The sequence below is a fragment of the Pseudonocardia zijingensis genome (assembly GCF_042657305.1).
In the GTDB taxonomy this organism is placed as follows: domain Bacteria; phylum Actinomycetota; class Actinomycetes; order Mycobacteriales; family Pseudonocardiaceae; genus Pseudonocardia; species Pseudonocardia zijingensis.
The window spans coordinates 75431-88954 of sequence record NZ_JBHSKO010000010.1; the positions used below are offsets into that span (position 1 = coordinate 75431).

Sequence of the window (13524 nt, forward strand, 5' to 3'; positions counted from 1 at the left end):
CCCCCCGGTCCCGCCCGGAACGCGCCACTCGCGTGCCGAGACGGGGGACTCGCGCGATCGATGGTGCGGGACACGCGTGTCGAGATGGGCGACTCGCGCGCCGAGATGGGGGACTCGCCCAACCAGGGGGCGAGTCTCGCGTTCGGGTGGGCGTGTTGCGCGTTCGGTGTCCGCTCGGTCGCCGGCGTCCGGTTCCGCGCGGTTGGGGCGGGTTGTGATGGGCCCCGCCACCTGCGCCGATACGGTGTGGATGCGGAGGTGGGCATGGCAAGCCTTGAGGTTGCGCTCGGGTTCGCTGCCGCCGTCGTGCTGCTCGGCGTGTTCGCCGTGCGCGTCTCCGTGGGTCTCGGGCTGCCGTCGCTGTTGCTCTACCTCGGCATCGGGGTGCTGCTCGGGGAGTCCGTGCTGGGCATCCAGTTCTCCGACGCGCAGCTCACCGAGTCGATCGGCTGGGCCGCGCTGGTCCTGATCCTCGCGGAGGGCGGGCTCACCACGCGCTGGTCGGCGGTGCGGCCGTCGCTGGGGGTGGGGATCGCGCTGGCGACGGTCGGGGTGGCCGTCAGCATCGCGGTGGTCGGGGTGGGCCTGCACCTGCTGCTGGGCCTGGACTGGCGGGCCGCGTTCCTGTGGGGTGCGGTGCTGTCGTCCACCGACGCGGCCGCGGTCTTCTCGGTGCTGCGCGGGGTGGGCGTCTCGCGGCGGGTGGCCGGCATGCTCGAGCTCGAGTCCGGCGCCAACGACGCACCCGTGGTGCTGGCGGTGATCCTGCTCGCCTCCACCGACCCGATCACCTGGCTCACCCCGGTGCTCGTCACCTACGAGCTGGCCGCGGGCGGCGTCATCGGCGGGCTCTTCGGGCTCGCCGGGGCGTGGGCGCTGCGCCGCGCGGCCCTGCCCGCCACCGGCCTGTACCCGCTCGCCACGCTGGCGGTGTGCGTGCTCGCCTACTCGGCGGGCCAGCTCGTCCACGCGTCCGGCCTGCTCGCCGTCTACGTCGCAGCACTGGTGCTCGGCAACGCCGACCTCCCGCACCGCGGCGACGTCCGCTCGTTCGCCGAGGGGATGGGCTGGCTGGCGCAGATCGGTGTCTTCGTGCTGCTCGGGTTGTTCGTGTCGCCGCCCCGCCTCGTCGACGCGGTCGTCCCGGCGCTGGTGGCCGGGGCGGTGCTCCTCCTGGTCGCCCGCCCGCTGTCGGTGATCGCGGCGGCCGCCCCGTTCCGGGTGCCATGGCGCGAGCAGGCGTTCCTGTCCTGGGCCGGCCTGCGCGGGGCGGTCCCCATCGTGTTCGCGCTGGTGGCGCTGACCGAGGGGGCACCGAGCGGGGATGCCCTGGTGGACGTCGTGTTCGTGCTGGTCGTCGTGCTCACCCTGCTCCAGGGGCCGACGCTGCCCTGGGTGGCGCGCAAGCTGCAGGTGTCGCGGGCGGCCCAGCCGCGGGAGATCTCGGTGGACGCCGCCCCGCTCGACGAGCTCGCCGCCGACCTGTTGCAGGTCCACGTACCGGCCGGCTCGCGGCTGCGCGGGGTGTACCTGCGCGAGCTGCGGTTGCCACGGGGGGCCGTGGTGAGCCTCGTCGTGCGCAACGGCAAGGGCTTCACCCCCACCGAGGACACCCGGTTCCGGGAGCACGACCAGCTGCTCGTCGTCACCACGGCCGGGGCGCGCCAGGCCGCGGAGGAGCGGATCCGGGCCGTCGACCAGCACGGACGCCTCGCCCGGTGGCAGGCCGGTCGGGAGCCGGCGGACGGTGGGGGATGATGGTGGGGTGAGCGAGGAGAGCCAGGACGCCGGCCCGAGGAGTTCCGCGGACGCGGCGCCACCGCACCCCGCACCGAGGGTCCGGCTGCTCTCCGCGATCGCGGCCGCGGTGCTCGTGCTCGACGTCGTCACGAAGGTCCTCGCGGTGGCGCAGCTGGAGGACCGGGAGCCGGTCGAGATCCTCGGCGGTCTGGTCTACCTGCAGCTCGTGCGCAACCCGGGCGCCGCGTTCTCCCTCGCCACCGGTTACACCTGGGTCCTCACGATCGTCGCGATCGGCGTGGTCGTGGTGATCGTGCGGGTGGCGCGGCGGCTGCGGTCCACGGGCTGGGCGGTGGCGCTGGGCCTCGTCCTCGGCGGCGCGCTGGGCAACCTCGTCGACCGCCTCTTCCGCGCGCCCGGCCCGCTGCACGGCCACGTCGTCGACGTCGTGTCCCTGCTCGCGCCGGACGGGCGGGTGTGGCCGGTGTTCAACCTCGCCGACTCCTCGATCGTCTCCGGCGGCGTGCTGCTCGTGCTGCTGGCCCTGCTGGGCCGGGAGCTGGACGGCACGCGCGCGCCGCGGCGGGCGGATCGGCGCGAGCGGGAGGAGGAGGCCACCGGTGAGTGACACCCGCCAGCTGCCCGTGCCCGACGGACTCGACGGCATGCGCGTCGACGCGGGCCTGTCCCGCCTGCTCGGCCTGTCGCGCACCGTGGTGGCTGCGCTCACCGAGGACGGTCGCGTGGCCGTCGACGGGCGTGCGGCCGGCAAGTCCGACCGGCTCACCGCGGGCTCGTGGCTCGAGGTGCAGCTGCCCGACCCGGAGCCGGCCACGCCCATCACCGGCCCGGAGGAGGTGGTGGCCGGGCTCACCGTGCTGCACGCCGACGACGAGATCATCGTGGTCGACAAGCCGGTGGGCGTGGCCGCGCACCCGAGCCCCGGGTGGACCGGCCCCACCGTGCTCGGCGGGCTCGCCGCGCTCGGGTACCGGGTGTCCACGTCGGGGGCCGCGGAGCGCCAGGGCATCGTCCACCGGCTCGACGTCGGCACCACCGGGGTGATGGTCGTGGCGGCGGCCGAGCACGCGTACACGCTGCTCAAGCGCGCGTTCAAGGAGCGCACGGTCGACAAGCGCTACCACGCGGTGGCACAGGGCCACCCCGACCCGTCCAGCGGCACGATCGACGCCCCCATCGACCGGCACCCGCGCCACGACTACAAGTTCGCGGTGGTCGCGGGCGGCAAGCCCAGCGTCACGCACTACGACACCATCGAGGCGTTCCGCGCGGCGTCGCTGCTGGACGTGCGGCTGGAGACCGGGCGCACCCACCAGATCCGGGTGCACCTCGCCGCGCTGCGGCACCCCTGCGTCGGCGACCTCACCTACGGGGCCGACCCGGTGCTCGCGAAGCGCCTCGGGCTGCAGCGGCAGTGGCTGCACGCCCGGTCGCTGGGGTTCGAGCACCCGGGCGACGGTCGCTGGGTGGAGTTCGCCAGCCCGTACCCCGCCGACCTGGAGAAGGCCCTCGATCTGCTGCGCGACTGACCCCCCGGGGGCACCGCCGCGGCGCCGACGTCGGACACTGGGGGGCCGGCGGCGTCGGGATCAGGGGGTGGAACGTGACCGGGCGGGCCAGGACGGTGGTGGTGCTCGCCTGCGCCGCCGTCGTGCTGCTCACGGCCTGGTACGCCGGTTCGCGCTTCCCGGATCCCGCCCCGCAGCCGGCCCCGGGATCGGTGCGGCTGGGGCCCGAGCCGGGGGAGGACGTGGCCGCGTACCGGGGGCGGCTGCCCGTGGAGCTGCCCCCGCCCGGCGTGGAGGCGCTCGCGCTCGTCCAGTTCGCCGCCGAGCTGCCCGGCACGGCCGCGGTGCCCGTCCTCGCGGGCACGCAGCCGGTCACGGCCGTGCTGAGGGTGCCGCTGCCCCGCGTGCAGACGGCCCTGCGGTTCGAGCAGCTCGACCCGGGCGCACCGGTGCCCGCCGCGCTGGACGCCGCCCGCCTGCGGGCCCGGCAGTCGGCCGCGGCCGACGCCCAGCGCCAGACCGGGCGGGCGGGGGAGGTGGCCGCCGCGGAGGCGCGCGTCCTCGCCGACCCGGGTGCGCCGAGCCTGCTCGCGGTGGTCGTCCGCGCCGAGCGGGCCGGGCTGGACGCGGTGGCCGCCCGGCCCGGCGTGCGTGCGGTGCACGCGGCACCGGCCGGCGTCACCCCGCGCGAGCTCGCCGTGGCCCCCCTGCTCCCCGAGCAGGTCGAGCGCGCCGACCCGCTCCCGGACGACGGCGCGGTGCCGTCATGAGGCCGCGCCCGGGACGCAGCCCCACCGGCGAACGGGGGAATTCCCCCGGATGGACTCGGTGGAGATCCTGATGTCCGTCTCAACGCCGGCCTGGCACGGTGTTCCCATGACGTCGACCGGGGGGAGTGGGCGTGAGCCCGCGGGAGTGGCGCGCGCCGGGGAGGCCATCGTCACGGCGGCCGTCACCGTCGCCCTCCTTCCCCTCGGGTTCCTGCACGTGAGCAGCATCGGGTCGCTCGACCCGAGCACCACCGTGATCAGCGACTACGTCTTCCTGCCCGGCGGCTACGCGCTGCTGGGTGGCGCCGCCATCAGCTCGGCCGTGGCCTGCGTCGCGCTCGCGTGCGGCATGCGCCGGGCCGACCTGCCCCGCTCCCGGCCGCCCGCGGTGCTGTTCGTCAGCGCCGCGGTGGGGCTCGTGCTCGTGGCGGTGTTCCCCACCCACACCCCCGGCACCACACCGGGGCTGGTCTCCACGGTGCACCGCGCCGCCGGGGGCTGGGTGTTCGCGGTGCTGCCGCTGGCCGCGTGGCTGGTGGCCCGGCGTGCACGGTCGGTGCCCGCGTGGCGGCCCGCCGCCCGGCCGCTCGCCGTGGCAGCCGCGATCTCGGGCGTGATCAGCGCCGTCTTCCTGCTGAATCATGTTCCGATCGTTATCGCCGGTTCACCGTTTCTCCCCCACATCGGCGCCCTGCAGCGTGTTCTCTATGCGGCGGTGATGGTGGTTTTGGTGATGACGGCGCGGGCCACCCGGCTCGCGGCCGAGCGCGTCCACGACACGGCCGAGCTGCCGGCCACACCCGGGTTGCGGGGGGCCGCGTGATCCGCATGATCGCCGACCTGGCCGGACCGGGTCTCGCCATCGTCCTCGCCCTCATGGGCGCGGGCTGTTTCGCCGGGGCCGCGGTGCTGCAGCACAGCGCCGTCTCCGCGGGTTCGCGCCGGGAGGAGGACGACCAGCCCGGCAAGGTGCTGTCGTTGCGCGGCCTGCGCGAGATCACCCGCCGCCCGGGCTGGCTCGCCGGGCTCGCCCTCGCGGGCGGTGGCTCGATGCTGCACGCCACGGCGCTCGTGCTCGCGCCGCTGTCGGTGGTGCAGCCGCTGGGCGTGCTGGCCGTCCCGCTCGCGGTGCTGTTCACCGCCGTGCGCACCGACCGCAGGCCGGCGCCGGGTGTGGTGGTGGGCGTCCTGCTCACCGTGGCGGGGGTCGCCGTCTTCGTCGGCGCGGCGGCCGGCACGGCCGTCAGCTCACCCCCGCCCGACCAGGCCACGCTCATCGCGAGCCTCATCGTCGCCGGCGTGGTCCTTGCGCTCGCCGCGCTCGGGTTCGCCCGCTCCGGCTGGCTCCGGTGCGTGGCCTGCGCGATGGCGGGGGCCGCCGCGTTCGGCCTGGTGTCGGCGCTGGTGCGGGCGGTGTCGCAGTCCGTCGTCGCGGGGGACGTCGGGCCGCTCGAACTCCCGGTGCTCGCGGCGGTGTGCGGGATCGCCGCCGCGGTGCTCGTCGGGGGGTGGCTCGTGCAGCAGGCGTTCGCATCCGGGCCGCCCGAGGTGGTCATCGCCTGCCTCACCGTGGTCGACCCGATCGTCGCCGTCCTGCTCGGCGCCGTGCTGCTGGGCGAGGGCGTGGCCACCCCGGCCGAGACGTGGTTCCTCCTGGCCGGCGCCGCGATCACCGCCACCGCCGGCGTGATCGCCCTCGCCCGCCACCACCCCGACGCTGCGGCCGCGCGCGCCGCGCGTCTCGGCCCGGGGGCCGCGGCATCGCCGCTGCCGGCCCCATCGCACCCGACCTCCCCGCCGGACGCGTCCGCGCGCCCGGCCGACCCCGTGCACCGCCGGTGATCCCCAGCACCCGGTGCCGATCGAGAGGACACATGCCTGTGAAGCCGCTTCGGATCATGATCGGCGCGGAGACCTACCCGCCCGACGTCAACGGGGCCGCCCGGTTCGTCGAGCGCCTCGCCACCGGACTCGCCCGGCGGGGGCACGAGATCCACGTGGTGGCCCCGTCGCCCACCGGGCCCGCCTCGCGGGAGTTCCGCGACGGCGTCGTCGTCCACGGGGTGCGCTCGCACCGCTACTACCAGCACGAGGGCTTCCAGGTCTGCATGCCGTGGGAGGCGTTCCCGGCCACGGCCGCGCTGATGGACGAGATCGACCCCGACGTCGTGCACACCAACGCGCACATGGTGGTCGGGCGGGGAGTCGTGCGGGCGGCCCACCGCACCGGCCGCCCGCTCGTGGCCACCAACCACCTCATGCCGGAGAACCTCATCGGCTACAGCCCGATCCCGCGGCCGCTGCGGCGCACGTTCAACCGGTGGGCGTGGCGTGATCTCGGCCGGGTCTTCGGCAAGGCCCAGGTCGTCACGGCGCCCACCCCCCGCGCGGTGGAGCTGCTCGTGCGCCACGCCGGCCTCGGCCACGCGTTCCCCGTGTCCTGCGGCATCGACGCCGACCGCTACCGGTCCGTTCCCCGCACCACCGGGCCCGTCCCCACGGTGCTGTTCGTCGGCCGGCTCGACCAGGAGAAGCGCGTCGACGAGCTGATCAAGGCGTTCGCCGCGCTGCCGGACGGGATGCCGGCGCGGCTGGACATCGTCGGCGACGGCGCGCGGCGAGAGGAGTGGAGCGCGCTGGCCGCGGGCCTCGGCCTGGGCGAGCGGGTGCGCTTCCGCGGGTTCGTCTCCGAGCAGGAGCTGCTCGAGGCCTACGCGGGCGCCGACCTGTTCTGCATGCCCGGCATCGCGGAGCTGCAGAGCCTCGTCACGCTGGAGGCGATGGCCGCGGGCCTGCCGGTGGTGGCCGCCGACGCGATGGCGCTGCCCCACCTCGTGCACCCCGGCCGCAACGGCTGGCTCTACACCCCCGGCGACGTCCCGGAGCTCACCACCCGGCTCGCCGCGCTCCTCGGCGACGCCGCCACCCGGCGCCGGATGGGGGCCACGAGCCGCGAGATCGTCGCCGCCCACGGGGCCGAGGCCACCCTCGACCGCTTCGAGGGCATCTACGAGCAGGTGCTCGGCCGCGAGCCGGTGGGGATGGGCCGGGCCGCCTGAGGCGGGCTGCTCGCGGGACCACCGGCGGAAGTTCAGGAACGCCACGTTCCTGAACCTGCAGGACAGCAACGTGGCGTTCCTGAACCTCCTCAGGGGCGGCCGGCCGCCACCCGCTCCAGCAGCGCCAGCAGGATGCGGGCCGAGGCCTCCCAGCTGTAGTGCTCGGCACGGGCCCGGGCAGTTGCGGAGCGGCGCTCCCACACCTGCGGGTCGTCGAGCTCCTGCACGGCGCGGACGAAGCCGTGCACGTCGTCGGGGTCGACGTACGTCGCGGCGTCGCCACCCACTTCGCGGAACACCGGGATGTCGCTGACCACCAGCGGCGTGCCCAGCGCCATCGCCTCGACCAGCGGGATGCCGAAGCCCTCGTCGCGCGAGGCCGAGACGAGCGCGGTGGCGCCGCGCAGGACGTCCCGGTACGTCTCGTCGGTGGCGCCGTCGTGGAACACGATCCGGCCGCCGGGTGCGAGCGCGGTGAGCCGGGCCCGCTCGTCGGGGCCGATCCTGCTCATGAGGTGCAGCTCGTGGCGGGGGAGCGCCGGCATGGCGCCCGCGAGGGTGCCGACGTTCTTGTAGGGCATGAAGGAGCCCATGTAGACCAGCGCCCCGGTGCGCGGCAGGCGCGGGAGGTCCGGCACCGGGTCGGGCGCGTTCGGCACCACCGTGACCGGGCGGCGGGTGAGGCGGTGTCGCGCGATGAGAGCCGCCGTGGTCTCGGACACCGTGACGACGGCGTCGGCGCGGTTCAGCAGCGCCCGCTGCGGCCACCACGCGAGGTGGAACAGCCGCCACAGCAGCCGGATCGGCAGCGCGAACTCCGGGGGTGGGGTGGGATTGCGGTAGTAGATGAGGTCGTGGAGCGTGAGGACCAGCGCGTAGTCGCGGCCCCAGCTGCCCATCGTCTGCATCGGGGAGAACACCACGTCCGCCCCGATCCGGCGCACCTGCCGCGCCACGAGCGGCTCGCGGATGCTCGTCGGCGCGCTCACCCGGTGCCACGGCACGTCCGGCAGCGCGGCGAGTTGGCGCTCGTCGCTCACGAGCAGCTCGACGCCCGGGTGCAGCGCCGCGAGCTCCCGGGCCAGGCCCACGGTGTAACGACTGATGCCGTCGTGGTGGCCGGTGCGGACGTACCGGCAGTCGAGCAGGATCCTCACGGCAGCGCCGCGAGGAAGGCCCCGACCTCACGGGCGACGACCGCTGGCGCCTCGTAGTGGGCGAGGTGCCCGGTGGTGGGCACCACGGCGAGGCGGGCATCGGCGAACCGCTCCGCGAGCGCGCGCTGGGCCGGGAGCGGCGCGATGTCGTCGCGTTCGGCGGCCACGAGCAACGTCGGCACCCCGACGCCCGCCGCCGATTCCCCGACGTCGTGGCGCACCGATGCGTGGAACGCCTCCAGGAGCGAGCGGCGGTCGGCGAACGTGGAGAAGTACCGGCCGTGCTCGGCGTGGATCCAGCGGCGCAGTGCGGCATCCGGGGTGGTGGCCATGGCGACGCTCGCGATCCGCGTCATGAGCGGGTGGCGCAGCAGCCAGGTGCCCGCGCGCTCGGGGAGCGCACCGGCGAACCGGTGGTAGAGCACCGCGAGCCCGGTGAGGAACCGGCGTGGCCCGGCGAGCGCCGACGCCGCGATCGGGTTCACGAGCACCAGCCCGCGCACGTCCGCCCCACCCGCCACCGCGGCGGACGCGACGATCGAGCCGAAGGAGTGGCCCGCCAGCACCGCGTCGCCCGCCGGCGCGACGGCCGCGAGCAGGTCGCGCGTCCAGGCGGCGTAGCCGGCGACGTCGTGGCGATCAGCGGGCAGCGGCGGGGACGCCCCGAACCCGGGCAGGTCCGGCACGATCACCCGCACACCAGAGAGGTGGGCCACGATCGGCTCCAGCCCGTGATGATCGCCGCGCAGGCCGTGGACGAACACGATCCGCTGGGCGGCCTCGTCCGAGCCGTACACCCAGGCGCGCGTGCACCCGCCCCGCAACGCGAACTCCTCGGTGCGCACGGGAACGCGCGCGACGAGATCGGCGTAGGGCGAGGCGGACATCGAGACGAGTCTAAGGAGGGCCCCTCCCCGCCCGGCCCGCGGTACGAGCGGCACCTTCGTCCGATAGGTGCGTACGGATGTGCCGTTCGTACGGGGAGGTGGCGGTCCCGCGCGAGGCGCACCTGGGGGTAGCTGAGGCAGCGGTGTGGTGCTGCTCGCGGGCCGGGGGATGTTGACCAAGGGGAAATGGTCGTTACTTGATCTTCGGGAGCGATCATTTCGCCTTGATCGCGGAGTCGCCGACAGTGATCTTGCAGGGGAGACCCCCTCGGGGGGCGCCGCGCGCCAAGAGGGCAGGCCTTGCCTGCCCACGTGATGCCCGGGAGGAGCGGGCCCGCACGATGCGCGGCGCCACTCGAGGCCTGGGACGCCTCGTGATAGCCGAGGCGCACCCGGAGGTCGGTGGACGGGCGGCCCGGTGATGGCAGGGGTGCATCCGGAGGGCGTGCTGTGGATGGCCACCCGCACGATGCGGTGCGCGCCCGGCGGCCCGGCACTGGATGGCCTCCGGGCTCGGAGAGCCCCGGAGGCCTGCAGCACCCACCCGTACGAACGGCACCTTCGTCCGATAGACCTGTACGGAGGTGCCGTTGGTACGGAGATCACGTGGGAGCGCCCGACACGCCGGTCGGCGAGGTGAGCAGCGGGTTCGGCGCGCCCGGGACCGGGTTCGCGGAACTGTCGGTGGCCGGAGCTAATCTGAGCCGTCCCGAGCACCCTTGTCGCCCGGCCGGGCCCGCACCGGTCGGCGGCGAAGGTCAGGTTCTGCATGTTCGCGCGCCACCCCCGAGGTGGTGCCAGGAGGGAGATCCCCACCCCATGGCGGCCAGCAGCACCGACAGCTTCGTCCACCTGCACACCCACACCGAGTTCTCGATGCTCGACGGGGCGGCGCGGCTGGACGACCTGTTCAAGGAAGCGGCGCGGATGGGGATGCCGGCGCTGGCGATGACCGACCACGGCAACGTCTACGGCGCCTACGAGTTCTGGAAGAAGGCGAAGGCGGCCGGGGTCAAGCCGATCATCGGCATGGAGGGCTACCTCTCGCCGGGGTCGCGCCACGAGCGCAAGCGCGCCACGCTGGGCGGGCAGCAGGTCAGCGACGACAACCCGGGTGAGATGTACACCCACATGACGTTGCTGGCGGAGAACACGGAGGGGATGCACAACCTCTTCCGGCTGTCGTCGCTCGCGTCGCTCGAGGGCTACTACTACAAGCCCCGCATGGACCGGGAGCTGCTGGAGACCTACGGCAAGGGGATCATCGCCACCACGGGATGCCCGTCCGGTGAGGTGCAGCGGCTGCTGCAGCAGGACCGTTTCGACGACGCCGTGCAGGCCGCGAGCGACTACCGCGACATCTTCGGCAAGGACAACTTCTTCTGCGAGCTGATGGACCACGGCATCGCGATCGAGAAGCAGGTCCAGGAGGACCTCTTCCGGCTGAAGAAGCTGCTCGACCTGCCGGGCCTGGCCACCAACGACCTGCACTACACCTACGCGGAGGACTCCAAGCCGCACGAGGTGCTGCTGTGCGTGCAGACGGGCAAGACGCTGGCCGACCCGGGCCGGTTCAAGTTCGACGCGCAGGACTTCTACCTCAAGTCGGCCGCGGAGATGCGCGCCCAGTGGGACCCGCAGTTCCCCGAGGCCTGCGACAACACGCTGCTGGTGGCCGAGCGGGTGGACGTCGGGTTCACCGAGGGCCAGGACCTCATGCCGCGCGCGCCCGTCCCCGAGGGGGAGACGGAGGAGAGCTGGCTGGTCAAGGAGGTCGAGCGGGGCCTGCACCGGCGGTTCCCCAACGGTGTCACCGACCGGTACCGCAAGCAGGCGGAGTACGAGGTCGGCGTCATCATCCAGATGGGGTTCCCCGGCTACTTCCTCGTGGTGGCCGACCTCATCCAGCACGCGAAGTCGGTCGGCATCCGGTGCGGCCCCGGCCGTGGTTCGGCGGCGGGCTCGCTGGTGGCGTACGTCCTGGGGATCACCGACCTCGACCCGATCGAGCACAAGCTGATCTTCGAGCGGTTCCTCAACCCCGAGCGCATCTCGATGCCCGACATCGACATGGACTTCGACGAACGTCGGCGCGGCGAGATGATCCGCTACACCACCGAGAAGTACGGTGAGGACCGGATCGCGCAGATCATCACGTACTCCACGATCAAGGCGAAGGCCGCGATCAAGGACTCGGCGCGGGTGCTGTACGGGCAGCCGGGCTACGCGGTGGCCGACCGCATCTCCAAGGCGATGCCGCCCGCGGTGATGGGCAAGGACATCCCGCTGTCGGGCATCTTCGACCCGTCCCACAAGCGCTACTCCGAGGCCACCGAGGTGCGGGCGCTGTACGAGGCCGACCCGCAGGTCAAGGAGATCATCGACACCGCGCGGGGGCTGGAGGGCCTCAAGCGGCAGTGGGGCGTGCACGCCGCCGGCGTGATCATGTCGAGCAAGCCGCTGATCGACGTCATCCCGATCCAGCGCCGCGAGGCCGACGGCGCCATCATCACGCAGTTCGACATGGGCGCCTGCGAGACGCTCGGGCTGCTGAAGATGGACTTCCTCGGCCTGCGCAACCTCACGATCATCGACGACGCGCTGGAGAACATCGAGCTCAACGGCAAGCCGAAGCTCGAGATCGAGTCGGTCCCGCTCGACGACCCGAAGACGTACGAGCTGCTGGGCCGCGGCGACACGCTCGGGGTGTTCCAGCTCGACGGCGGGCCGATGCGCGACCTGCTGCGCCGGATGGCGCCCACCGAGTTCGACGACATCTCCGCGGTCGGCGCGCTGTACCGGCCGGGCCCGATGGGTGCCAACGCCCACAACGACTACGCCGACCGCAAGAACGGGCGGCAAGAGGTCACGCCCATCCACCCGGAGCTGGCGGAGCCGCTCAAGGACATCCTCGGCGAGACGTACGGCCTGATCGTCTACCAGGAACAGGTCATGGCGATCGCCCAGAAGCTCGCGGGCTACACGCTCGGCAAGGCCGACCTGCTGCGCCGCGCGATGGGCAAGAAGAAGAAGGAGATCCTCGACAAGGAGTACGAGGGTTTCGCCCAGGGCATGAAGGACCACGGCTACTCGGCCGCCGCGGTCAAGACGCTGTGGGACATCCTGCTGCCGTTCTCCGACTACGCGTTCAACCGCGCCCACTCCGCCGCGTACGGGGTGGTGTCGTACTGGACGGCGTACCTCAAGGCCAACTACCCGGCCGAGTACATGGCCGCGGTGCTCACGTCCGTGCGCGACGACAAGGACAAGGCCGCCGTCTACCTGGCCGAGTGCCGTCGTATGGGCATCACGGTGCTGCCGCCGGACGTCAACGACTCGGTGCGCAACTTCGCGCCGGTCGGCGACGACATCCGGTTCGGCCTGGGCGGCATCCGCAACGTCGGCGAGAACGTGGTCGACGCGATCGTGTCGGCCCGCCGGGAGAAGGGGGCGTTCACCGACTTCTCCGACTTCCTGCGCAAGGTCGACGCCGTCGTCTGCAACAAGAAGGTCATCGAATCGCTGATCAAGGCGGGGGCGTTCGACTCGCTCGGCCACCCGCGCAAGGGCCTGCTGCTGGTGCACGCCGACGCCATCGACGCGGTGATGACCACGAAGAAGGCCGCCTCGATGGGGCAGTTCGACCTGTTCGGGTCGATGGACGGGTCGGCGCCCTCGGAGCTCGACGCGGTGTTCGACGTCAAGGTGCCCGACGACGAGTGGGACAAGAAGCACCGGCTGGCCGTCGAGCGGGAGATGCTGGGCCTGTACGTGTCCGGCCACCCGCTGCAGGGGCTGGAGCAGGTGCTGCTGTCGAAGTCCGACATGTCGATCTCGGCGATCCTGGAGGGTGCCTCCGACGGGCGGATCTCCGACGGCCACCAGGTCACCATCGGCGGCATCCTCACGGGCGTGAACCGGCGGGTGAACAAGAACGGCGAGCCGTGGGCGTCGGCGCAGCTGGAGGACCTCGCGGGTGGCATCGAGGTGCTGTTCTTCCCGCGGTGCTACCAGGTGGTCGGGGTCGACGTGGCCGAGGACGCGATCGTGCTGGTGAAGGCGCGGGTCAACAAGCGCGACGACCGCGTCTCGCTGATCGTCAACGACCTCGCGGTGCCCGACCTGTCGGCGGGTGCGGGGGGCGCCGGCGCCCCGGTGAAGGTGAGCATCCGCACCGAGCTCGTCACCCCGCAGCGGGTGTCGAAGCTCAAGGAGGTGCTCACCCACCACCCGGGCACGTCCGAGGTGCACCTCAACCTCGTCTACGGCAGCAAGACCACCACGTGGAAGCTCGACGACGGGCTCAAGGTCACCCACTCGTCGGCGCTGATGGGCGATCTGAAGGCGCTGCTGGGGCCGGGCTGCCTGGGCTGACCCCAGGC

Annotated in this window: 10 protein-coding genes; 8 read left to right on the forward strand and 2 right to left on the reverse strand. The window is 73.4% G+C overall.

What is annotated here, in order from left to right; translation table 11 throughout:
• Positions 1–264: 264 nt before the first annotated feature.
• From ACFPL3_RS20635 to ACFPL3_RS20665, 7 genes are all read left to right on the forward strand, one after another.
• Positions 265–1758 carry a potassium/proton antiporter gene (locus tag ACFPL3_RS20635; RefSeq protein WP_343945889.1) on the forward strand — a complete coding sequence of 498 codons (1494 nt, stop codon included), beginning with the start codon at positions 265–267 and terminating at the stop codon, positions 1756–1758.
• A 7-nt stretch (positions 1759–1765) separates the two neighbouring features.
• On the forward strand, positions 1766–2368 hold the full coding sequence (lspA, locus tag ACFPL3_RS20640; protein ID WP_379589559.1) for a signal peptidase II: 603 nt from the start codon (positions 1766–1768) through the stop codon (positions 2366–2368).
• Between the two features lie 37 nt (positions 2369–2405).
• The gene (locus ACFPL3_RS20645; protein WP_343945891.1) at positions 2406–3290 is read left to right on the forward strand and encodes an RluA family pseudouridine synthase; all 885 of its coding nucleotides are present in this window, start codon (positions 2406–2408) and stop codon (positions 3288–3290) included.
• Between the two features lie 74 nt (positions 3291–3364).
• A complete protein-coding gene (locus ACFPL3_RS20650; protein ID WP_379589560.1) occupies positions 3365–4039 on the forward strand; it encodes a hypothetical protein in 675 nt (224 codons plus the stop codon).
• A gap of 106 nt (positions 4040–4145) precedes the next feature.
• Positions 4146–4862, forward strand: a complete 717-nt coding sequence (locus ACFPL3_RS20655; protein WP_343944166.1) for a DUF998 domain-containing protein — start codon at positions 4146–4148, stop codon at positions 4860–4862.
• Positions 4859–5881 carry a DMT family protein gene (locus ACFPL3_RS20660; RefSeq protein WP_379589561.1) on the forward strand — a complete coding sequence of 341 codons (1023 nt, stop codon included), beginning with the start codon at positions 4859–4861 and terminating at the stop codon, positions 5879–5881. Before ACFPL3_RS20655 ends, ACFPL3_RS20660 begins: the two co-directional genes overlap by 4 nt.
• A 38-nt stretch (positions 5882–5919) precedes the next feature.
• A complete protein-coding gene (locus tag ACFPL3_RS20665) occupies positions 5920–7098 on the forward strand; it encodes a glycosyltransferase (RefSeq protein WP_343944164.1) in 1179 nt (392 codons plus the stop codon).
• 89 nt (positions 7099–7187) lie between these two features.
• Here ACFPL3_RS20665 and ACFPL3_RS20670 read toward each other — a convergent pair whose 3' ends face one another.
• Both ACFPL3_RS20670 and ACFPL3_RS20675 read right to left on the reverse strand, forming a co-directional pair.
• A complete protein-coding gene (locus ACFPL3_RS20670) occupies positions 7188–8255 on the reverse strand; it encodes a glycosyltransferase family 4 protein (RefSeq protein ID WP_343944163.1) in 1068 nt (355 codons plus the stop codon).
• Complete coding sequence (locus tag ACFPL3_RS20675) at positions 8252–9142, reverse strand: alpha/beta fold hydrolase (protein WP_343944162.1); 891 nt, start codon at positions 9140–9142, stop codon at positions 8252–8254. The genes ACFPL3_RS20670 and ACFPL3_RS20675 overlap by 4 nt, the downstream gene beginning before the upstream one ends.
• A gap of 819 nt (positions 9143–9961) precedes the next feature.
• On the opposite strand from ACFPL3_RS20675, the gene dnaE reads away from it, so the two are divergent.
• Entirely contained in the window at positions 9962–13516 is a 3555-nt protein-coding gene (dnaE, locus tag ACFPL3_RS20680) for a DNA polymerase III subunit alpha (RefSeq protein WP_343944161.1), read from the forward strand.
• The last annotated feature ends 8 nt before the right edge of the window (positions 13517–13524 follow it).

What these genes read in the sequence shown, in the direction of transcription:
- ACFPL3_RS20675 (WP_343944162.1), bottom strand. Translation starts at nt 9,142, where the DNA reads ATGTCCGCCTCGCCCTACGCCGATCTCGTCGCGCGCGTTCCCGTGCGC.
- ACFPL3_RS20645 (WP_343945891.1), top strand. Translation starts at nt 2,406, where the DNA reads ATGCGCGTCGACGCGGGCCTGTCCCGCCTGCTCGGCCTGTCGCGCACC.
- dnaE (WP_343944161.1), top strand. Translation starts at nt 9,962, where the DNA reads ATGGCGGCCAGCAGCACCGACAGCTTCGTCCACCTGCACACCCACACC.
- ACFPL3_RS20635 (WP_343945889.1), top strand. Translation starts at nt 265, where the DNA reads ATGGCAAGCCTTGAGGTTGCGCTCGGGTTCGCTGCCGCCGTCGTGCTG.
- ACFPL3_RS20655 (WP_343944166.1), top strand. Translation starts at nt 4,146, where the DNA reads ATGACGTCGACCGGGGGGAGTGGGCGTGAGCCCGCGGGAGTGGCGCGC.